This window comes from Pseudarthrobacter phenanthrenivorans (assembly GCF_036455295.1).
In the GTDB taxonomy this organism is placed as follows: domain Bacteria; phylum Actinomycetota; class Actinomycetes; order Actinomycetales; family Micrococcaceae; genus Arthrobacter; species Arthrobacter phenanthrenivorans_C.
The window spans coordinates 14,612-34,448 of the sequence record NZ_JAYXNX010000001.1; the positions used below are offsets into that span (position 1 = coordinate 14,612).

Genomic DNA, 19,837 nt, shown 5'->3' on the forward strand with positions numbered 1-19,837 from the left:
ATCTAGTTTTCCTCTGGCAGCCAGCCTATGCCATGGAGGGGGAGCACTCCCATGGATCACCGGGTCCACGAACAGCTCGCGCAGTTATTGCGTACCGCAATGCGGGATGCTCCATCAGATATGGTCCCCAAAACCCCATTTTGGGGACCATATCTGATGGAGCAAGAGGTCAGTCGGCAGAGGTAAGGGTCAGCAGGACGGCCTCGGGTTTGCAGGCGATCCTGACCGGTGCGAATCGTGAGGTGCCGATCCCGCCTGAGACGTTGACCGGCGTCGTATTGCCGTTGGTTGACCAGTCGTTCAGGCCCTTTGCGCGCCAGGTGGGAAGGTCGCAGTTGGCGACGACGGCCCCGTAGCCCGGGATGCACAGCTGTCCACCGTGGGTGTGGCCAGCCAGCAGGAGGTCTGCACCGCTCTCGGTGAAGTGGTCCAGCACCCGCTGGTAGGGCGCGTGGATGACAGCGATCTTGAGGTGGTCGTTCGCGTCCTGGCTGACCGTTCCGCGGGGCCAGCCGGCGTATCGTTCACGGTTCAGGTGCGGATCGTCCACCCCGGAGAAATCGAAACGCATGCCGTTCAGGACCAGCGACTGATGGCGGTTGGTCAGGTCCACCCACCCGCGCATGCCGAAGCCCGAGCGCAGCCGCGCCCAGTCCAGGACAACCGGCTTCGGCTTCGCCTTGGACGGCCCAAGCAGGTACGACGCAGGGTTCTTGGGAGTGGGTGCGAAGTAGTCGTTTGAGCCAGGAACGAAAACGCCGGGGAACTGCAGCAGGGGCCGCAGTGCGTCCAGGAGCGGGTCCACAGCCTTGATGTGGCTGAGGTTGTCGCCGGTGTTCACTACCAGGTCCGGGCGGAGGTCCGCCAGCGATCCCAGCCAGTCAGCCTTCTTTCGCTGACCCGGCACAAAGTGGATGTCGCTCAGGTGCAGGATTCGGAACGGGGCGCGGCCGGGAGGGAGGATGGGCAGCGTCTCCTCGCGGAGGACGAACTGGTTCTTCTCCCACAGGCCATACCCCAGGGCGGCCAGTCCGGCCGCGCCTGCGGTGCCCGCAGTGACGGCAAAGCCGCGCCCGATCGATCGGGCGCGGCTTGCCAGGCTATCGATGTTCATGCGTGCTTAGCCGTTTCCCTTTCCATTCCCGTTTCCGTTTCCATTGCTGGTGGGAGCCGGTGCCTGGGTGGCGGGAGCCTGGGTGGCCTGTGGGGTCGGCAGCGGGGCCTGGGTTGCCTGCGGTGCCGGTGCAGGGGCCTGGGTGGTGGTCTGGGTAGTTCCATTGACCATGTTGCTCGGCGGTGCAGGGAACGGATTGGTGCCGTAGGCGGGAGCGATCGCGGACATGTAGTTGGAGAACATGGGACCGGCGATCATATAGCCGTCAATGCCCTGGTAGAACTTGCCGTTGATCGTGACGTTCTGGCCTGCCCGTGTCTGTCCCCCCAGCGGGTCGCCGAACCAGGCCGCGGTGGCCAGGCCGGTGGTGTGGCCAACCACCCAGGTGGAGCCGTTGAGGTTGGACGTACCGGTCTTGGCGCCAATGGGGAAGCTGGTCTTGGTGGAGATCCGGGGCCTGATCAGCGAACCTGAACCCTTGTTCAACACTTCCTGCAGCGCGTAGTTCACACCGCGGGCAACCTCCGGCTTGATGGCGTCACGGCAGTTGCTGGACTGCGCCGGGAGCTGTTTGCCGGTGCCATCGACTACCGAGGTGATGGCAATGGGTTCGCAGTACTTTCCGTCATTCGCGAAGGTTGCAAATGCGCTGGCCATGGTGAGCGGCGACGTCTGGGTGGAGCCCAGCAGGTTGCCCAGCGTCATCATGTCCACCTTGGGGTTGGGATCCGCAATGTTGCCTGCGTTATCGAGGACGATGTTGCCATTCCCATCCGTCTGGGGGAGGCCGCCATGAAGTCCTACGGCATCGGCAATTTTCTGGATTCCACAGAAGTCCAGTTGGGCCGCGGAGGCGAACGTCACCGTGTTGATGGAGTTGTAGAGGCCCTCCAGGACCGTCAGCGGACGGTACCACTGGGGCTCAGCGTTCTGGAGGTCATCCGCTGCGCCCAAGGACTTCTGCGCCGTGTTGTAAGCACCGTTGACCTTGCCGCAGGTGTCCCGCCAGGGGTAGCCAATCGGATAGACACGCTGGGCGGCATTGACCACGGTGTTCATGGTCTTGCCTTCATTGAGCCACTCCGCAAAGGTGAACGGCTTCATTGTGGAACCCGGCTGGAAGCCGCCCACGCCGTTGAGGTCGTTGCCGTCCTTGTCCAGCTTGTCCACGTTGAAGTTCAACTGGGAATCGAAGCCCTGGCCCGGCAGGAACGTAGTGTTCTGGGCCATCGAAATGATTTTGCCGGTGCCGGGCTGGACCGACACCATCGAGGAGCCCCATTTATCCGGATTTGCCCCGGTGGCGGCAGCTACCTGCTCCTGGGCGGTGGCCTGGGCTTTGGGATCCAAAGTGGTGGTGATGGTGAGGCCGCCGCCGTAAATGACGTGCTGCCGTTCCGATTTGTCCGCACCGTAGGCCGGGTTGTTTTCCAGCAAGTGGAGAACGTAGTCACAGAAGTAGGGTGCCGTGGCGGCATAGGCACAGCCCTGCTTGGGCTGCGTCACCTTGGGTTGCACCGGTGTGGCCACAGCGGCCTGGTATTCGTCGGCGGTGATCTTGCCCTGGTCCTTCATCAGGCCCAGCACCAGGTCCCGGCGCTGCTTGGACTTCTCGGGATTGGTGATGGGGTCGAAGGCGGAGGGGCTGTTGACCAGGCCGGCCAGGAGCGCTGCCTGCGGGAGCGTCAGGTCCTTGGCCGTGGTGCTGAAGAAGTAGCGTGAGGCGGCCTCGATGCCGTACGCGTCACGGTTGAAGAAGACGATGTTCAGGTAGCCCTCAAGGATCTGGTCCTTGCTGAACTCCTTCTCAAGGGCGATGGCGAGCTTCATTTCGCGCAGCTTGTCGCCCACGCCCTTGTTCACACCGTTGAGCTTGATCTGGTCCTCTTCGCCGGCGGCCGCAAGGTTGGCGTTGAGGACATTGTTGACGTACTGCTGCGTAATGGTGGAAGCGCCCTGCTTGTTGCCGCGCACCGTACTTACCAGGGCGCGCAGGATGCCTGTGGTGTCAACACCGCCGTGCTCGTAGAACCTGCTGTCCTCCACCGCGATGATGGCGTTCTTCATGTTCGGTGAAATCTGGTCCAGCGGAACCTTGGTGCGGTTCTCCGTGTAGACGCTGGCGATCTCGCTGCCGTCCGCGGCCAGGATCCGTGTGGTCTGGCTGGGCGGATCGACCTTCAGTTCCGCCGGAAGGGAATCGAAGAAGCTGATTGAACCGCTCGCCGCGCTGCCGGAGACGGCCGCGGCGGGGACCAGCAGGCCCGCTACGAGGACACCGCAAATCGCGCTCACACCAAGGAAAAGAAGGATCTTACCCAGTGTGGTGGCAGTGTCGAATAAGGGGTTGTTGCGAGTCGCCATGTTTTCCACTTTACCGGCAAGGGCTACGCTTTCTCTCATGACCAAATGGGAGTACGCGACGATTCCGCTCATTATCCACGCCACAAAGCAGATCCTTGACCAGTGGGGAGAGGACGGCTGGGAGCTCGTCCAGGTAGTCCCGGGACCCGACGGCAACGGCCTTGTCGCCTACCTCAAGAGGGAGAAGCAGTAGCATGGGCACCACCCCCGCAGAAGCCCAGTCCAGTGCCGCAACGGCGCCGGTATCCGCGGTCGAGCAGCGCCTCGCCGAACTCGGCATCACCCTCCCGGAGGTAGCCGCCCCGGTGGCTTCCTACGTTCCCGCAGTGGTCTCCGGAAGCCACGTCTACACCTCGGGACAGCTGCCGTTCATCAACGGCAAACTCGAAGCTACGGGCAAGGTCTCCGCCGGAACCGAAGGGTTCGCGGATGAACCCACCGTTTCCCCGGAGGATGCCCAGAAATACGCCGCCGTCTGCGCCGTCAACGCCCTGGCCGCCGTTAAGAGCGTCATCGGAGACCTCGACCGGATCACCCGCATCGTCAAAGTTGTGGGCTTCGTTTCCTCGGACCCGTCGTTCACGGGCCAGCCCGCCGTCGTCAACGGTGCGTCGGAGCTGCTTGGCCGCGTCCTCGGTGACGCCGGGCAGCACGCACGTTCCGCCGTCGGCGTTGCCGTTCTTCCGCTCGACTCTCCCGTAGAGGTCGAGCTGATCGCCGAATTCAGCTAAGACCGGACACTTCCCTTGCCTCACCTCGCACGACGCCTTTTTGCACTTCCCCAGGACCTTGAAGGGGCAGCGCAAAGCTGGCTCGAACACGGCGAGCGGACCCCCCGGGCCGCCCGCTACGCCTCATCAGTAGTCCTCCTGCGTGATTCCCCCACCGGCCTGGAGACGTGGCTGGGCTACCGGCCCGGCTCCTCGCCGCTGGGGGTCCTCGCCTTCCCCGGCGGCTCCCTTGACCCGGCCGACGACGAGCCCATGGGTTGGCTTGGCCCATCGCCCCAGCACTGGGCTGAGCAGATGGGAACGGACGACGTCGGACTGGCCCGCCGCCACGTAGTGGGCGCCATCCGGGAGCTTTTCGAAGAAACCGGTGTGCTGCTGGCTGGCCCCGATATGTCCAACACGGTCGAAGCCACGTCCACCTCCGAGTGGATGCGCGCACGGGTGGCGGTCGCGGACCAGGAGAAGACGCTTGCCCAGGTCCTGGGCAAGCGCGGACTCTCCCTGCGCACCGACCTGCTTAAGTCCCTGGTCAACTGGCGCAGCCCTGACTTTGCACACCGGCGGTTCGACACCCGCTACTTCGCTGCCACCCTGCCACTGGGCCAGGAGCCGTCGCTGTTGGACGGCAAAGGTGTGTGGGGCCGCTGGGTGAACGCGGCGCAGGCGGTCCATGAACGGGACACCGCCGCCCTTGGGGACGAGGCAGGCCAGGAGAACACCGTGGGCCGCACGCTGGGAGAGCTGCTGGTTCCCGGGTCCGAGATCATGCTCGAGAAAATGGCCGCGGCCAACGGATGCATCGCGTACCTGAGCTACAAACGCAAGCCCCACGTCTACCAGGCGTCACTGGTCAACGAGGACGGGAAGCTCATGCTCGAAGTCGAGGCAGCCAAGACCGTAGCGGGAGACCACCAGCGCGAACGCTAGGATCCGGCTGGGGTCGGAGAACGAAAAAGGCCGCCCCTCGGGGCGGCCTTTTTGGTGCTTTCTAGCGGGAGCGCTGGCGCAGGCGCTGCATGTCCAGGATCACCACGGCGCGCGCCTCCAGGCGCAGCCAGCCGCGCTGGACGAACTCGGCCAGGGCCTTGTTGACCGTTTCACGGGACGCGCCAACCAGCTGGGCCAGTTCTTCCTGCGTCAGCTCGTGTGCCACCAGGACGCCGTCCGTTGCGGGCCGGCCGAAGCGGTCCGCAAGATCCAGCAGGGCCTTGGCCACGCGGCCGGGGACGTCGGAGAAGACGAGGTCGGAGAGGGAATCGTTGGTGCGGCGCAGGCGGCGGGCCAGGGCCTGCAGCAGCTGGGCCGAAACTTCCGGGCGGGTGCGCAGCAGGGTGTTCAGGCTCTCGTTCTTGAGCCCGGCCAGGCGCGTCTCGGACACCGCGGTGGCGGTGGCGGTGCGCGGGCTGGGATCGAAGAGGGCCATTTCGCCAAAGAGTTCGCCCGGGCCGAGGATGGCCAGGAGGGACTCGCGGCCGTCAGGGGAGGTGCGGCCGAGCTTCACCTTGCCGGAGACGATGAAGTACAGCTGGTCACCCTGGTCGCCTTCACGGAACACGGATGCGCCGCGGGACAGGTCCACCTCGGTCAGTTCGTCCGTCAACAGTCGGAATGCGTCGTCGTCAAGCGTGGCGAAAAGTGGTGCTCGGCGCAGTACCTCGATGTCCATGAAATCTCCTGAGTAAAAGTATCGGCTGTGGGCGCTTTTGCCATTGTTTCAGAATTTTCAAGGTTCTGTGACGAACTTGGCACCCGAAACACCCGCAGGCAGCTGACTGCAGGTGGGCCGGACGCCGCTGCAGCCCACAGAAGATTGTCAGCGGCCACCCCTAGAATGGAGGTTCAACTGTAAATAAGGAGCCTTTGTGGTCGGCCTGACTGTCCTGGACATTGTCCTGATCCTGGCGCTGCTGTCATACCTGATCTACGGCCTCCGCAATGGGTTCCTGGTCACTGTCGGCGGCCTCGCGGGCTTTGCCGCCGGCGCCATCGCCGCCTTCTTTGCCGTCCCCCTTGTCAGCACCTTCGTTGAGGACTCCGGGTGGAGGCTGACCGCCATCATCGCTGCCGCCGTCGTGCTGATGGCGCTGGGGCATGGCCTGGGCACCATGGTGGGACGGCAGCTCCGCGGGGTGGTCCGGATGCGGCCGCTGCGGGCAGTGGACCGACTCGTGGGCGGGGCGCTGAACCTGGTGGTATCCGCACTGGTGATGTCCATGCTGGCATTCAGCGTCAGCTCACTCGGCGTGCCGGTGGTGTCACAGCAGCTGGCGGAGTCCAAGGTGATCCGCTTCATCGACGGGCTGACCCCCACGCCGGTCAAGGCCACCATGGCGCAGCTGCGGTCCACGGTGATCGGCAACGGCATCCCCACCCTGATCGAAGGGCTTGACCAGGGCCAGGCCGTCCAGGTCCCCCATACCAGCACCAATACGCCGGCGCTCAACAAGGCCGCCCAGTCCGTCCTGAAGATCGCGGGCACGGCCTATGAGTGCGGCCAGAACCAGACCGGCAGCGGCTTCGTGGTGTCCCCGGACCGGGTGCTGACCAATGCGCATGTGGTTGCGGGAGTCTCGCAGCCCGTGGTGGAAATGCCCGACGGCGGAGCGATGCCCGGGCGGGTGGTCTACTTCGATACCAAGCGGGACCTGGCCGTCCTGGCCGTGGACAACCTGCCCACCCAGCCGCTGCCGCTGAGCCGCGACCTGCCCGGCGGAAGCCAGGCAGCGTTCGCAGGCTACCCCCACGGCGGTCCCTTCCAGTCCAAACCTGCCACGGTCCAGGACATCGCCACCGTCCTGGTACCCGACATTTACGGCAACAACCCCTCGCCCGAGGACATCTACCGCCTGGCCGGCGACGTGCAGCCCGGGAATTCAGGCGGCCCGCTGCTCACCACCGACGGCCAGGTGGCCGGCGTGGTCTTCGCCAAGGCGACCTCGGACGCTGAAGTTGGATTCGCCATCACCATGAATGACGTGGACCCCGTCGCACAGCAGGCCCCGTCACTGTCCTCGCCCGTTTCCTCCGGGCAGTGCATCAAGAAGTAGAACCCGCTCCGTTACAGGACCTCGGCCAGGTAGTCGATGGCGAGCTTGTAGCCGAAGATTCCGGCGCCCACGATCACTGCGGAGCAAACCGGTGACAGGTACGAGTGGTGCCGGAATTCCTCCCGCTGGTGCACGTTGGTGATGTGAACCTCGACGGCGGGAAGCTGGACGGCGGCCAAGGCGTCACGAAGAGCCACGGACGTGTGGGTGAAGGCGCCCGCGTTCAGGACAATGCCGGCTGCCTTGCCCCGGGCCGCGTGGATGGCATCCAGGAGGACGCCCTCATGGTTGGACTGGACGCAGTCCACGGCGAAGCCATGCTTTTCCGCAGCGGACGCCGCCAGCTGTTCCACGTCGGCAAGGGTGGAGGTGCCGTATTTCTCCGGCTCCCGGGTACCCAGCAGGTTCAAGTTGGGGCCATTGATGACAAGGATGGTGCCGCGGCCGGCTTCAACGGTGGAGGAGGCTTCAGTCATGCCAGCAAATCTATCGGTTGCCCCTGCAAGCCGCGCATTCTTACGCAGGAAATGCGCGGCAGGCAGGGCGCTGTGGCTGGTCTAGGCGGCCGTAACCTTCAGCAGCAGCGCGTGCTCGGGGTTGAGGATAGGCATGGGCAGCCCCACTTCGGCAAGGAACTTGCCGCTGGCCACCGCGCCTCCGGCCAGCCAGGCAGGCGGCTGGACCTGCGTAAAGGTGTGCGGGTAGTCGGCATCGTCCGCCGTCGGGAAGACGGCCTCCACCCGGTAGCTGCCTGCAGGGTCGAGTCCCGGCAGGCCGATCCGGCCGGGGACTTCCGATGCCGAAGTGCGCGTGCTGACCAGGGCGAACAGCGCCGCCGTCGTGCCCTCCTGCACTTCAGCGCCCTCGGCGGCAGCTGTGCCCGCCACGACGCCGTGCAGGAGCAACGACTCGTCGGTGACATCGGCGTGGACGCGGCGACCACTGTGGATCAGGTGCCGGTGCTCCTTGTACAGTCCCACGACGCGGCGGAGCTCCTCGCGGTCCCGGCCCTGGACGCCCCGGATGTCCCACTCCATGCCGAAATGCCCGAACAGTGCGGTGATGGCACGGAAGGAGAGGTCGTGGGTGCGGGCCGTGGTGTGCGAGGTGGTGGGGCCGATGTGGCTGCCCACCAGTTCCGGCGGGACCACCGCCCCCGTCCAGCGCTGGATGGTCTGCCGCTCCAGCGCATCGTTGCAGTCTGACGCCCAGATCCGGTCGGTCCGTTCCAGGATGCCCAGGTCCACGCGGGCGCCGCCGGAGGAGCAGCTTTCAATTTCGACGCCGGGATGGGCCTTCCTGAGCTCGTCGAACAGCCTGTACGCGGCAAGGGTCTGGGCGTGGACGGACGGGCGGCCGGCATGGCCATGCTCCGTCAGGTCCCTGTTTTGGTCCCACTTCAGGTAGCTGATGTTGTTCCCGGCCAGGAGCGCATCGATCCGGTCAAAGACGTACTGCCAGGCCTCAGGGTTGACCAGGTCGATGATGTGCTGGTGGCGCCATTCCAGGGGCAGCCGGCCGCCGTCCTTGTGCGCAGCGGCGGAGGGGCCCACGATCCAGTCCGGGTGTGCCCGGGCGACGTCCGAGTCCAGGTTGACCATTTCCGGCTCAACCCACAGTCCGAACTCCATGCCGCGCGAAGTGACAGCCTCGATCAGCGGGGTGAGCCCCTCGGGCCAGACGGTCTCGTCCACGTACCAGTCGCCCAGGCCGGCGTGGTCGTCGCGGCGGCCGCGGAACCAGCCGTCGTCGAGGACGAACCGCTCCACGCCGAGGTCGGCCGCGGATTCGGCCAACTCGATCAGGGTGTCCAGGTTGTGGTCGAAGTACACCGCCTCCCAAGTGTTCAGCACCACCGGGCGCGGTTTGCCGGCGGGCAGCCCGGTGGACGCTGCGGGCAGGACGTGGTGGGGGCGGGACCGGAACCAGCTGTAGAAAGCTTCGGTGATGCCGTCCAGACCGTGGTCCGAGTAGGCAGCAAACAGGGGGGGAGTGGTGTAGCTGCCGCCCGGTTCCAAGGTGACCTCGGCAGGCCCCAGCAGCTCGGAGCCGCCGATCATGGTCCGGCCGTCGCCGATGGTGTCCGCGAACTGTTCGTGGTTGCCGCTCCAGCCAAGGTGGGTGGCCCAGACCTTGCCGTGCCGGTTGCCGAAACCGGGGGTGCCCGCGGCGAAGAGCAGGGAGGAGTCGTGTCCGGTGCGGCCATGCCGGCCGGTCCGGACCCAGGTTCCCTGCTGGATGCTGTGCCGCTGCGGGTGGCGTTCCCTGCACCACCGGCCGGTGAGGTCGAGGAGCTCGACGGCGTCCGGCGCCACAGGCAGGACGGTCGCCAGTTCATCGACCTGGAACGGCGTGCTGCCGTCGTTGGTGAGGGTGTGGCGCAGTTCCAGCAGGCCGCCGTCGTGGAGCACCAGGTGGGACGAGACGCGCAGGCCGGCGTCGGCGTCGGCCTGCACGATGGTGGCGCCGGCACCCTCGGCGGTGACCGACGTGACGCGAAGCCGGGGCGAGAAATCGTAGCCGGCGCCGTCGCCCGTGATCCGGTGCCCCCTCAGGGCCGGACGGCCGCGCCAGGATGAGGACGCCTGGGGGAGGAGACCGGCGGGGACGCGCGCGTCGATGGAGGAATGACCCACGGGGGCCGCCAGGAGGCCAAGATCCGGCAGCGCGGCACCGAGGTCCGCGCCCCAGTGGATGACCTCGGCCTCCCCGCTGTCGAAGCTGACCAGCAGGCTGGTGCCGGCGGAACGGAGGTGCAGGGGATCCATAGGAGGCCTCTTTCAGCGTTCGGGTTGCGTTCTGGCTTGTAACAAGGGGAAAGATCCGGGATAGCGAGGATCCCGAAGTCCTGCGGCTGCCCGCAGCGCTTAGGGCTGGCCCGCGATCCGCAGCCGGCTGACGCTCTCCTCGAGGATGCGGCGCGCATCGGCGGACAGGCCGGCGTCGCTGATCACTTCGTCCGCTTCCTCGAGGGCGGCGATGGTGCTCATGCCCTGGGTGCCCCACTTGGTGTGGTCCGCCAGCACAACGAGCTTGCGTGAGGCTGCCACGAAGGCCCGGTCCGTCTCGGCCTCCAGAAGGTTGGGCGTGGTGAAGCCCGCGTCGGGGTCCATGCCGTGCACCCCAAGGAACAACAGGTCGAGGTGCAGCTGCTTCAGGGCAGCGGTGGCGATCGGTCCCACGAGGGCGTCCGACGGCGTGCGCTCGCCGCCAATCAGGATCACGGTGGAGCTGAAGGGTGCCCCGGCTGCTGCGCCCTGGTGGAAGAGATCGGCGATACGCACGGAGTTGGTCACCACGGTGATCCGGGGTCCCTTCACCAGTTCCTGTGCCAGTGCCCAGGTGGTGGTGCCCGCGCTGAGGCCCACCGCCATTCCCTCGTGGACCATCCCTGAGGCTTCGACGGCAATGGACCGCTTTTCGGCCGGATACTGCGTGGACTTCAACTCGAATCCGGGCTCATGGGTGGTGGCGCCGCCGGGAAGTTTGGCGCCCCCGTGGATCCGCTCCACCTTTCCGCTTTCTTCCAGGAGCTCGATGTCCCGGCGGACGGTCATGAGCGAGACCCCCAGCTGCTGGGCGAGGTCTGACACGCGGACCACCCGCTCCCGTTGGACTGTGTCCACGATGGCCTGGTGTCGTGCGGCGGGGAGCATTGAAATCCTTTCAGGAGGGGATTGGGGGAGGTGCGTCCCCGTCAGTGTCCATCTTCACCTACCCTTTGCTGGAACCCAGCGTCAGGCCCGCCACAAACTGCCGCTGCAGGAGCAGATAGATCACCAGGGTGGGAATGACGGTGATGACCGCGCCGGCGGCAAGGAGGTTGTAGTTGCTCAGGAACTGTCCCTGCAGGTTGTTGATGGCGGTGGTGATGGGGAGCCGGTTGCCGCTCTGGATGAAGAGGAGCGGCCAGAAGTAGTCGTTGTAGATGAAGATGACCTCGAGGGTGCCCAGCGCGGCGAACGCGGGACGGCACAGCGGCATGATGATCTCGCGGTACTGCCGCCAGATGCCGGCACCGTCCACCAGCGCAGCTTCGGTCAGGTCCGGGGAGAGGGCCTTCATGTAGTTGGAGAGGACGAACGTGCAGAACCCCATCTGGAACGCGACATGGATGGCGATCACCACGATGTACGTGTTCAGGAGGTTGCCGGAGTCGCTGAACGAATACGGCACCTCCAGGTGTTTGGCCATCTCGAAGAGGGGCGCAGCCAGGACCTGCGGGGGCAGGAGGTTGCCGGCCGTAAACATGATCAGCAGGGTGATGTTGAATTTCCAGTTCACCCGGCTGACGGCGAATGCCATCAGGGAAGCAAGGAACAGTGTCAGAAGGACGGCGGGCACCGTGATGATGACCGAGTTCCAGAAATACGTGGCGAACCCGCCCTGGGTCCAGGCCTGGACGAAGTTGTCGAAATTGAAGTCCCCCGCCACGCTGAAGTAGCCATGTTCGTTGGTGGAGGCCACGGGCCGGAGCGCGGTAAAGAGGGCCCATCCCAGCGGAACCAGCCACATGACGGCCATGGCCACAAGGAAGATGTGTGTCCCGTAGTGGCGCTTGGGCCGGCTGCCGGAGCGGGACAGGATGGTGGTGTCGTTCCCGGCGGTGCGGGCAGTGGCAATGCTCATGGCTGGTTCTCCTTGCCGAAGGTCCGGCTGAGGTAGAAGACGATGGGGACGAGCGAGATGACCAGGAGGACCACGGCCAGGGCGGACCCGACACCGATGACTTGTCCCTCGCCCACCAGGTTCTGGATCACCAGGGCGCTGAGCATTTCCAGGCCGTTGGTGCCGCGGTTGATGACGTACACGACGTCGAAGGCGCGGAGGGACTCGATGATGGTGATCACCACGATGACAATGTTGATGGGGCGCATGGCCGGGAAGACCACGCGGAAGAAGGTCTGTACGGCATTGGCGCCGTCGATGGCCGCAGCTTCCTTCAGGCTGGGATCGACGCCCTTCAGCCCTGCCAAATAAAGGAGCATGACATAGCCGGCATGCCGCCAGGTGGCTGCGATAAGGGCCGCCCAGATGTTGACCGAGGAGTCTCCGAACCAGTCCACGGCGTTCGGCGTGCCGGCGGTGCCCAGGAGGAAGTTCAGGAGGCCGTTGTCGCGCTGGTAGAAGAGCTGCCAGATGATGCCGATCAGGGCAAGGGACAGCATGACGGGGGCGAAGAAGATGCTCTGGTAGATCTTGCTGCCGCGGATGTTCTGGTCCAGGAGCACCGCCAGCAGCAGGCCCAGCGGGGTCGCGATCAGGGCCAGGAACAGGAGCCACAGCATGTTGTGCTGGAGTGCCGGCCAGAACGGCGGGTAGTCCTGGGCGATGAACTGGTAATTCTCGGTGCCTGCGGAGTGTATGTCCGCCAGGTCCAGCCCGTTCCAGCGGGTGAAGCTAAGTCCCACGGACATCAGCGTGGGCAGCCACACGAGGGCCAGCTCGATCAGGGTGGGGATGCCTACCATCAGGGACAGGACAAGTTTGTCCCGTCCCGACAGCCGGCGGACGCGCCCTCCTTTGATGGCGCGGGGGCGGGCAGGTTCCCGGGCTTCCGGCGGGATCAGTTCTTGTGCGGTGCTGCTCATGGAAATCTTTCCCTTGCTGGGGCGTGGTGCAGGTGGAAAGGACGACGGCGGAAGTTCCCTGCCGCCGTCGGCCTTCCTTTGACGGGACTACTGCGCTGCGTAAAGCGTCTTGGCCTGGGCCTCAAGGTTCTTGACGTCCACGCTGCCGTCCTTGATGAAGCTCTGCAGGGCAGGGATCATCACGTTGTTGGCCATGGCCGGCAAGGCGTCGCGGTCAAAGAACTGGCTGATGTACTTGGCGCTCTTGATGGTGTCCGCGCACTTCTTGTTGAGTGGCGTGAACTTTGAGGTGTCCGCACCATTTGCGGTTGCGATATTCGAGTTGTCCACCTTGGCGTAGGCGTCCTGGGCCTCGGGTGTGCCAAGGAACGCCAGGAAGTCCCGCGCCGCCTTGTTGTCGCCGCCCTTCTTGGACAGCAGCAGCCCGTCGATGGGGGCTTCGACGGCGTCGCGGCCTTCCATGGCGATTTCCGGGAAGGCAAAGAAATCGATGTCGGCGAGGACAGCGGGGTCGGTGAACTGCTGGGTGACGAAGGAACCAAGGAGGTACATGCCGGTCTTCTTGGCTTCCAGTGCCTTCGCCGCGTCCTGCCAGGTCTGGCCGAGTGCGGCCGGATCCTGGAACGGAAGGAGCGCCTTCCAGGTGTCAAAAACAGTGGTGACCTTCTGCTGGTCCCAGGATTCCTTGTGGGCGCAAAGGTCCACGTGGAACTGGTAGCCGTTGAGCCGCATGTTCAGGTAGTCGAAGGTGCCCATGGCGGGCCACCCGTCCTTGTCCGCGAACCCGATGGGAATGATGCCGTCGGCCTTCATTTTGGCGGCGAGCGTCTTCAGCGCGTCGAAGGTTTCCGGAACCTCGTAGCCCTTTTCGGCCCACAGGCTCTTCCGGTAGAAGAACCCCCACGGGTAGTTGTAGTTGGGAACGAAGTACATCTTCCCGTCGGGGCCGGTGGAGGCCTTCTTCAGCGCATCGGAGAAATTGCCGCCGATGGTCTGCCACACGTCGTCAATGGGGGCGAGCAGCCCCTTGCCGGCGTAGTACTGCATCCGGTAGCCGGCAAACCACGTGAAGGCATCGTCCGGCGAGCCCTGCAGGTAGGAGTTGATCTTGTTCTGGAAATCGTTGTGGGGGACAACGTTGGTGGTGACGGTCTTGCCGGTCTTGGCGGTGAAGGCGTCGGTGACGGCCTGGTATGCCCGCTTGGGGACGTCGTCCGAGGCCCCCGAGCCGAATGTCAGGCCGGACGATGCCGAACCCGAGGCCGAGGGGCCACTGCCGCCCGTGCAGGCCGCCAGGAACGGGATGCCGGCAAGGCCTGCTGCCCCCACACCGACGGTCTTGAGGATGGTCCGCCTGCTGGGCAATGCCGTGGCCGACGCATCGAACTTTGAAGGCATGTTCTCTCCCTTGAAAAAATAGCCGCGTGTGAGACACCTCACATGCAATGACTATAACCTCGCAAAAGCGAACATGGAAGAACGTCAAGTAACATTTCTGACATCGAATTTTTTGAATCGTCACAAACAAAGTTGGCGCCGCCTTCCCCGTTATCACGGGTCAAGCGGCGCCAACTAGGGCCCGATGGCGGAATACTAAGCCGATGTTACTTTCTGAGCGACTGTGCGATTTCCTGCATGATCGTGGGATCGGACAGGGTGGTGGCGTCACCCGGATCCCGGCCTTCGGCGACGTCCTTGAGGAGGCGGCGCATGATCTTGCCGGACCGGGTCTTGGGCAGTTCAGGCACCACCAGGATGTTCTTGGGTTTGGCGATGGGCCCGATTTCCTTGCCCACGTGGTTGCGCAGTTCCTGCACCGTTTCGTCGCCGTTGTTCGCGGCATCGCCCCGGAGGATGACGAAGGCGACCACCGCCTGGCCGGTGGTTTCGTCCGTGGCACCCACGACGGCGGCCTCAGCCACTGCCGGGTGGCTCACCAAAGCGGATTCGATCTCAGCGGTGGAGAGGCGGTGCCCGGAGACGTTCATGACGTCATCCACCCGGCCGAGCAGCCAGATGTCGCCGTCCTCGTCCTTCTTGGCGCCGTCTCCGGCGAAGTACATGTTCTCGAACCGGGACCAGTAGGTGTCCTTGAACCGCTCGGGGTCGCCCCAGATGCCGCGGAGCATGGAGGGCCAGGGCTCGCGGATCACCAGGAAGCCGCCGTGGCCGTTGGGGACCGATTCACCCATCTCGTCCACCACGTCCACGGCGATGCCGGGCAGCGGCACCTGCGCCGAGCCGGGCTTGGTGGCGGTGACGCCGGGCAATGGGGCGATCATCTGGGCGCCGGTTTCGGTCTGCCACCAGGTGTCGACGATGGGGGCCTTGTCCCCGCCAATGACCTTGCGGTACCACATCCAGGCTTCGGGGTTGATCGGCTCGCCGACCGAACCCAGCACGCGGAGCGAGGAGAGATCGTACTTGGCGGGGATGTCCGAGCCCCACTTCATGAAGGTGCGGATGGCGGTGGGGGCGGTATAGAGGATGGAGACCTTGTACTTCTCCACGATCTCCCACCAGCGGCCCTGGTGCGGGGAGTCCGGGGTGCCTTCGTACATCACCTGCGTGGCGCCGTTGATGAGGGGCGCGTAGGTGACGTAGGAGTGGCCGGTGACCCAGCCGACGTCGGCCGTGCACCAGTACACGTCCGTTTCAGGGTGCAGGTCGAAGACTGCCTTGTGGGTGTAGGCGGTCTGGGTCAGGTAGCCGCCGGTGGTGTGCAGGATGCCCTTGGGCTTCCCGGTGGTGCCGGAGGTGTACAGGATGTACAGCGGGTGCTCGGAATCGTGCCCCACGGCTGCGTGCTCGGCCGATGCCGTGCCCACGGTGTCGGCCCACCAGTGGTCCCGCCCTTCCTGCCATGCCACGTCCTGTCCGTTGCGCTTGACCACCACGACGTTCTGCACGGTGTGGCCATCGTGGGCCAGCGCGTCGTCGACCGCGGGCTTCAGGGGGCTTGGCTTACCCCGGCGGTATGTGCCGTCCGCGGTGACCACGAGCTTGGCCTCGGCGTCGTCGATGCGAGAGCGCAGGGCTTCTGCGGAGAACCCGCCGAACACCACGGAGTGGACCGCGCCGATGCGGGCGCAGGCCAGCATGGTGATGACGGCTTCGGGGATCATGGGCAGGTACACGGCCACGCGGTCGCCCTTGGTGACGCCCAGGGATTCGAAGGCGTTGGCGGCCTTCTTCACCTCCGCGGTCAGTTCCGCGTACGTGTAGGTCCGGGTGTCGCCTGGCTCGCCCTCGAAGTAGATGGCGACGCGGTCCCCGTTGCCGGCCTCAACGTGGCGGTCCAGGGCGTTGTACGCGGCGTTAAGCTCACCGCCGACGAACCACTTGGCGAACGGCGGATCCGACCAGTCCAGTGCCTGCGTGAAGTCCTTGCTCCAGGTCAGCAGCTCCCGGGCCTTCTTGGCCCAAAAGGCCGGACGGTCGGCATTGGCTTCCCCATACTCGGCTTCGGTGACAACCGCATTCGCTGCGAATTCCGGGCTGGGCGGGAATGCGCGCGTCTCGTGCAGGAGGTTCGCAAAGGCGTCGCCCTGATGACCTTGCTGATCTGCCGGCTGGGTGGAAGCGGACGGAACGGTTGCCGTGGAGCTGGGAGTGTCCTGGGACATGTGAACCTCATCATTCATCGATCTTTGCTGCGCGGGACACCGCCGGGGTGGGCCCGACGCCTGCACGGCGCCGGGCTCCAGCCGGGGCGGACGTACCGCAAAGAGCTGTTCCGCAACCAAGCCTAATGCTTGCCGCGCGCCTCTGTGCGCCGCGTCACAGATGCGCCAGCGAGCGGCATTTTTTAAGCGGTGAATGGCGGGCTGATGACGCTGCCGGCGGCCCCGGCGGCCTGTGCCAGCTAGTGATCAGCTTGGCTGTTGACTAGGCTGAGATGGAATTGTGACTTCACTTCGGACCGCTCCGGCAGCAGGCGAACTGTGCCTCGCCGGGCCCGGACCGCTTGTCAAGACGGCACAGTTTTCGGGCCCGGACGGGCCCGGTGCCGCCACGCTAAGGAGAGCAGAATGAACCAGCAGAGCTTTGGCCAGCGATCGGGCCCGCAGACCGGGGCGGGGGCCGGCAGCCACGGACCCGCCGCCGGGGGATCGGCACCGGCTGAGGCCGGCGCCGCAGCCAAGGGACAGGCCGCAGGGCAGAAGGCTGGCTCCGGAAAGCTCGACCCCAACGCCAACCAGGCCGTTCTCGGCCCCTTCACTGTCCGGGACCTTGCCGTCTTCGCCGGGACCCTGATCCTGTTCGTCGCATCCCTGCTGCCCCTCTTCGGTGCCAGGTACAACCTGTGGAACCTGAACAACCTGTTCTTCCTCGGACTGGGCATCATCCTGCCGCTGATCGCCAGTGCCCTGTTCGCCGCACGCCGCCTGGCGCCCGCCACAAAAATCCGCGTGGGTTCGCTCTCGATTGACCAGTTCGCCTCCGTGGTGGCGTCCTTTGCGCTGGCCTTCTTCTTCCTTTCGGTGGCCGGGGCTTACGTGGCCAGCCTGCTGGTGGGCCTCGTAGGGTCTGTGGTCCTGTTCGCCGCCACGGTGCTGGGCCGTTTCCTGCCCTATCTGTCCGGCGACTTCAAGGACCGGCCAGAGGCCCCGGCGCACCTCGTGGCCCGGGAAGCTGCGGTCCCCACGCGGAAGCCGCGGGCTCCCAAAGCGCCTAAGCCCGAATCCGGCTCCAACCAGCCAAAGGGTGGCCTCAAGGGCGCCGGTATCTTCGGGGGCGCCGGTGCCGGTTCCTCCGCCGTCCAGCCGGGAGCTGCCGGACCTGGCCCTGAGCGTGCCAGGTCCGCGCACGTGCCCGCCACTGCAGCAGTGCCCGTGGCCACCGCGGGGGTTGCCGGCGCCGCCACCGGTGCCGAGGGCAGCCATGCCCCAGCGGCCGAAGCCGGGGCAACGGCAGGCCAGGCAGCCGCACCGCCTGCCAGCCCGGCTGCCTCTGCGGCATCTTCGCCTGCGGCAGCTTCGCCCACCTCAGGCGCCCCGGCCCCGGCTGCTTCCGCGCCAGTATCAACCGCACCCGAAGTCTCCGACCGCGCCCCCGAAGTGGATGCCGGACCGCCCACCCAGGCAGCCGACGTCGTACGCCCTTCTTCAGCCCCCGCTGTGGAGGAGACCCGGCACGGGGACGTCCCGGCAGGCAATGCTCCGCAGCCGGCGTGGGAGCCGCCCGCTGCCACCGCCGTCCACCAGCAGGTCCGTGCAGATCAGCCCATCGGCGCAACGGTGGACCCGGCCGGCCGGAGCGACGATACCGACGGCCATCCAATCCACGAGGCCTTTTGGTTCGCCGTCGCCCAGCACCGCACCGCGTTCGATCCCCGCACCGGCGCGCCTGCCTTCGTGATCGAACCCGGCGGTTGGGTGCTGGCGCTTGAAGACCGGGGCGACGAATTCCTGGTCCAGCACACTGACGGACGGCTGGGCGTCCTGCGCGACCTCAGTAACATCGAGCGCGGCTGACGCCGTGGCCGGGGTCCGCTCCAAAGCCGGCCAGGCCGCCGGGATGCCGGTGGTCTCGTCGGAATCCGTCCTCGCCCTGAAGCGGCGGGCACGGCGCATCCACCGGGCCCTGGCCGAAAAATACCCCTACGCCCATGCGGAACTGGACTTCCGCAACCCGTTCGAGTTGCTTGTGGCCACCGTCCTGTCGGCGCAGACAACCGACGTCACCGTCAACCAGGTCACCAAGGTGCTGTTTGCGCGCTATCCCAACGCGCGCTCGCTGGCCGAGGCGGACCCCGCCGGGCTTGAGACCATCCTCAAGCCCACAGGGTTCTTCCGCGCCAAATCACGGAACGTCCTTGCGCTGTGCACCCGCCTGGTGGACGACTTTGACGGTGAGGTCCCCGGCCGGATGGAGGACCTGGTCACGCTGCCAGGCGTCGGCCGCAAAACAGCCAACGTGGTGCTGGCCAACGCCTTTGGCATCCCGGGAATCTCCGTGGACACGCATTTCGCCAGGCTGGCCCAGCGGTTTGGATGGACGCAGTCCGGGGATCCCGTGCAGATCGAACAGGACGTGGCAGAGCTGTTCGAACGCAAAGACTGGACCATGCTGTCCCACCGCGTGATCTTCCACGGCCGCCGTGTCTGCCACGCCCGCAAGCCGGCCTGCGGTGCCTGCCCCGTTGCTACGTGGTGCCCCAGTTACGGGCTGGGGGAGACCGACCCCGTCAAAGCCGCCAAACTCCTCAAATACGAGCTTGCCCCCGGCAGCGAGGAACTGCTTGACCAGTACCTGGCAGAACAGCACCGGGCTGCCGAGATCAGGATGGCTTCGCAAAAGAGGGTTCCGTGAGCGCGCGCCGCGACCTGGCGGAGCTGGTCCGGCGGGCGGAATCGGGAACGGCCGGGCCACCGGACCCGCGGTGGGCCGCACTCACCGTGGACGCTGCGCGTGCCCGGAGGGCTGCCGTCCTGATGCTCTTCGGCGTACTCGATGACGTCCCTGCTGAATCGGACAAACCGCTGGCGCCCGCGGACCTCGACGTGCTGCTCCTGGAGCGCGCGCACACCCTGGGGTCGCACCCGGGGCAGGTGGCGTTCCCCGGCGGCAGCATCGACAGGGGCGAAACGCCCGTCGCGGCGGCGCTCCGGGAAGCCGAGGAGGAAACCGGGCTGGACTCGGAAGGCGTGGAAGTGCTGGGCATGCTCCAGGACCTCGGCCTGGCTCACAGCAACTTCCTGGTGACCCCGGTCCTGGGCTGGTGGCATTCCCCGTCACCGGTCCGGGTGGTGGACTACGCCGAATCTTCACAGGTGTTCCGCGTCCCGGTCCGGGACTTGCTGGACCCTGACAACCGGGTGATGGCCACCGTGCACCGGGCAGGCCGCACCTTTGACAGTCCTGCCTTCACCGTGAACGGGGTGGTGGTGTGGGGATTCACCGGGATAGTGCTGAGCGGCCTGTTCGACCAGCTGGGCTGGTCCGTCCCGTGGGACCGGAACAGGCTCCATCCCATCGGGGTCTAGG

17 protein-coding genes are annotated in these 19,837 nt (G+C 65.9%); 7 read left to right on the forward strand and 10 right to left on the reverse strand.

Translation table 11 applies throughout. From position 1 onward, the window contains the following. Positions 1-169: 169 nt before the first annotated feature. Together VXJ37_RS00070 and VXJ37_RS00075 are read right to left on the reverse strand one after the other, a co-directional pair. Positions 170-1,114: a metallophosphoesterase gene (locus tag VXJ37_RS00070; RefSeq protein WP_331321049.1), complete on the reverse strand. Its 945-nt coding sequence runs from the start codon at positions 1,112-1,114 to the stop codon at positions 170-172. A 6-nt stretch (positions 1,115-1,120) separates the two neighbouring features. Beyond that, positions 1,121-3,478: a transglycosylase domain-containing protein gene (locus tag VXJ37_RS00075; RefSeq protein ID WP_331321050.1), complete on the reverse strand. Its 2,358-nt coding sequence runs from the start codon at positions 3,476-3,478 to the stop codon at positions 1,121-1,123. A gap of 37 nt (positions 3,479-3,515) precedes the next feature. Between VXJ37_RS00075 and VXJ37_RS00080 the strand changes: the two genes are divergently transcribed. From VXJ37_RS00080 to VXJ37_RS00090, 3 genes are read left to right on the forward strand one after another with little or no spacing between them, the layout of a single operon-like run. Then, positions 3,516-3,671 carry a DUF4177 domain-containing protein gene (locus tag VXJ37_RS00080; RefSeq protein WP_009359196.1) on the forward strand — a complete coding sequence of 52 codons (156 nt, stop codon included), beginning with the start codon at positions 3,516-3,518 and terminating at the stop codon, positions 3,669-3,671. 1 nt (position 3,672) lies between these two features. Continuing rightward, positions 3,673-4,209 (forward strand): RidA family protein, encoded by a 537-nt coding sequence (locus VXJ37_RS00085; RefSeq protein ID WP_331321051.1) that lies wholly within the window; start codon positions 3,673-3,675, stop codon positions 4,207-4,209. Positions 4,210-4,224: 15 nt separating this feature from the next. Beyond that, the gene (locus VXJ37_RS00090; RefSeq protein ID WP_331321052.1) at positions 4,225-5,136 is read left to right on the forward strand and encodes an NUDIX hydrolase; all 912 of its coding nucleotides are present in this window, start codon (positions 4,225-4,227) and stop codon (positions 5,134-5,136) included. A 61-nt stretch (positions 5,137-5,197) separates the two neighbouring features. On the opposite strand, the gene VXJ37_RS00095 is transcribed toward VXJ37_RS00090, so the two are convergent. Further along, positions 5,198-5,875, reverse strand: a complete 678-nt coding sequence (locus VXJ37_RS00095) for a Crp/Fnr family transcriptional regulator (RefSeq protein ID WP_013602309.1) — start codon at positions 5,873-5,875, stop codon at positions 5,198-5,200. Positions 5,876-6,071: 196 nt separating this feature from the next. Between VXJ37_RS00095 and VXJ37_RS00100 the strand changes: the two genes are divergently transcribed. Continuing rightward, complete coding sequence (locus VXJ37_RS00100) at positions 6,072-7,256, forward strand: MarP family serine protease (RefSeq protein WP_331321053.1); 1,185 nt, start codon at positions 6,072-6,074, stop codon at positions 7,254-7,256. Between the two features lie 11 nt (positions 7,257-7,267). Here VXJ37_RS00100 and aroQ read toward each other — a convergent pair whose 3' ends face one another. From aroQ to acs, 7 genes are all read right to left on the reverse strand, one after another. Then, positions 7,268-7,732 (reverse strand): type II 3-dehydroquinate dehydratase, encoded by a 465-nt coding sequence (gene aroQ, locus VXJ37_RS00105; RefSeq protein ID WP_331321054.1) that lies wholly within the window; start codon positions 7,730-7,732, stop codon positions 7,268-7,270. A gap of 81 nt (positions 7,733-7,813) precedes the next feature. Further along, complete coding sequence (locus tag VXJ37_RS00110; RefSeq protein ID WP_331321055.1) at positions 7,814-10,024, reverse strand: alpha-galactosidase; 2,211 nt, start codon at positions 10,022-10,024, stop codon at positions 7,814-7,816. A 99-nt stretch (positions 10,025-10,123) separates the two neighbouring features. Next, the gene (locus tag VXJ37_RS00115) at positions 10,124-10,912 is read right to left on the reverse strand and encodes a DeoR/GlpR family DNA-binding transcription regulator (protein ID WP_331321056.1); all 789 of its coding nucleotides are present in this window, start codon (positions 10,910-10,912) and stop codon (positions 10,124-10,126) included. 58 nt (positions 10,913-10,970) lie between these two features. Then, positions 10,971-11,885, reverse strand: coding sequence for a carbohydrate ABC transporter permease (locus VXJ37_RS00120; RefSeq protein WP_141945954.1), 915 nt, complete (start codon positions 11,883-11,885; stop codon positions 10,971-10,973). Continuing rightward, the gene (locus VXJ37_RS00125) at positions 11,882-12,847 is read right to left on the reverse strand and encodes a carbohydrate ABC transporter permease (protein ID WP_331321057.1); all 966 of its coding nucleotides are present in this window, start codon (positions 12,845-12,847) and stop codon (positions 11,882-11,884) included. Before VXJ37_RS00125 ends, VXJ37_RS00120 begins: the two co-directional genes overlap by 4 nt. An 87-nt stretch (positions 12,848-12,934) precedes the next feature. Beyond that, positions 12,935-14,245 (reverse strand): ABC transporter substrate-binding protein, encoded by a 1,311-nt coding sequence (locus VXJ37_RS00130; protein WP_331321058.1) that lies wholly within the window; start codon positions 14,243-14,245, stop codon positions 12,935-12,937. Between the two features lie 206 nt (positions 14,246-14,451). Continuing rightward, entirely contained in the window at positions 14,452-16,473 is a 2,022-nt protein-coding gene (gene acs / locus VXJ37_RS00135) for an acetate--CoA ligase (RefSeq protein ID WP_331321460.1), read from the reverse strand. A gap of 405 nt (positions 16,474-16,878) precedes the next feature. On the opposite strand from acs, the gene VXJ37_RS00140 reads away from it, so the two are divergent. From VXJ37_RS00140 to VXJ37_RS00150, 3 genes are read left to right on the forward strand one after another with little or no spacing between them, the layout of a single operon-like run. After that, complete coding sequence (locus VXJ37_RS00140) at positions 16,879-18,324, forward strand: NADH-quinone oxidoreductase subunit J (protein ID WP_331321059.1); 1,446 nt, start codon at positions 16,879-16,881, stop codon at positions 18,322-18,324. A 43-nt stretch (positions 18,325-18,367) separates the two neighbouring features. Beyond that, positions 18,368-19,162 (forward strand): endonuclease III, encoded by a 795-nt coding sequence (gene nth / locus VXJ37_RS00145; RefSeq protein ID WP_331321461.1) that lies wholly within the window; start codon positions 18,368-18,370, stop codon positions 19,160-19,162. Beyond that, positions 19,159-19,836 carry an NUDIX hydrolase gene (locus tag VXJ37_RS00150; RefSeq protein WP_331321060.1) on the forward strand — a complete coding sequence of 226 codons (678 nt, stop codon included), beginning with the start codon at positions 19,159-19,161 and terminating at the stop codon, positions 19,834-19,836. Before nth ends, VXJ37_RS00150 begins: the two co-directional genes overlap by 4 nt. Position 19,837: the final 1 nt, after the last annotated feature.

Excerpts from the sequence above, each read along its gene's own strand:
- VXJ37_RS00070 (WP_331321049.1), bottom strand. The coding sequence starts at position 1,114 with ATGAACATCGATAGCCTGGCAAGCCGCGCCCGATCGATCGGGCGCGGC.
- VXJ37_RS00075 (WP_331321050.1), bottom strand. The coding sequence starts at position 3,478 with ATGGCGACTCGCAACAACCCCTTATTCGACACTGCCACCACACTGGGT.
- VXJ37_RS00080 (WP_009359196.1), top strand. The coding sequence starts at position 3,516 with ATGACCAAATGGGAGTACGCGACGATTCCGCTCATTATCCACGCCACA.
- VXJ37_RS00085 (WP_331321051.1), top strand. The coding sequence starts at position 3,673 with ATGGGCACCACCCCCGCAGAAGCCCAGTCCAGTGCCGCAACGGCGCCG.
- VXJ37_RS00095 (WP_013602309.1), bottom strand. The coding sequence starts at position 5,875 with ATGGACATCGAGGTACTGCGCCGAGCACCACTTTTCGCCACGCTTGAC.
- aroQ (WP_331321054.1), bottom strand. The coding sequence starts at position 7,732 with ATGACTGAAGCCTCCTCCACCGTTGAAGCCGGCCGCGGCACCATCCTT.
- VXJ37_RS00110 (WP_331321055.1), bottom strand. The coding sequence starts at position 10,024 with ATGGATCCCCTGCACCTCCGTTCCGCCGGCACCAGCCTGCTGGTCAGC.
- VXJ37_RS00115 (WP_331321056.1), bottom strand. The coding sequence starts at position 10,912 with ATGCTCCCCGCCGCACGACACCAGGCCATCGTGGACACAGTCCAACGG.
- VXJ37_RS00120 (WP_141945954.1), bottom strand. The coding sequence starts at position 11,885 with ATGAGCATTGCCACTGCCCGCACCGCCGGGAACGACACCACCATCCTG.
- VXJ37_RS00125 (WP_331321057.1), bottom strand. The coding sequence starts at position 12,847 with ATGAGCAGCACCGCACAAGAACTGATCCCGCCGGAAGCCCGGGAACCT.
- VXJ37_RS00130 (WP_331321058.1), bottom strand. The coding sequence starts at position 14,245 with ATGCCTTCAAAGTTCGATGCGTCGGCCACGGCATTGCCCAGCAGGCGG.
- acs (WP_331321460.1), bottom strand. The coding sequence starts at position 16,473 with ATGTCCCAGGACACTCCCAGCTCCACGGCAACCGTTCCGTCCGCTTCC.
- VXJ37_RS00140 (WP_331321059.1), top strand. The coding sequence starts at position 16,879 with ATGAACCAGCAGAGCTTTGGCCAGCGATCGGGCCCGCAGACCGGGGCG.
- nth (WP_331321461.1), top strand. The coding sequence starts at position 18,368 with ATGCCGGTGGTCTCGTCGGAATCCGTCCTCGCCCTGAAGCGGCGGGCA.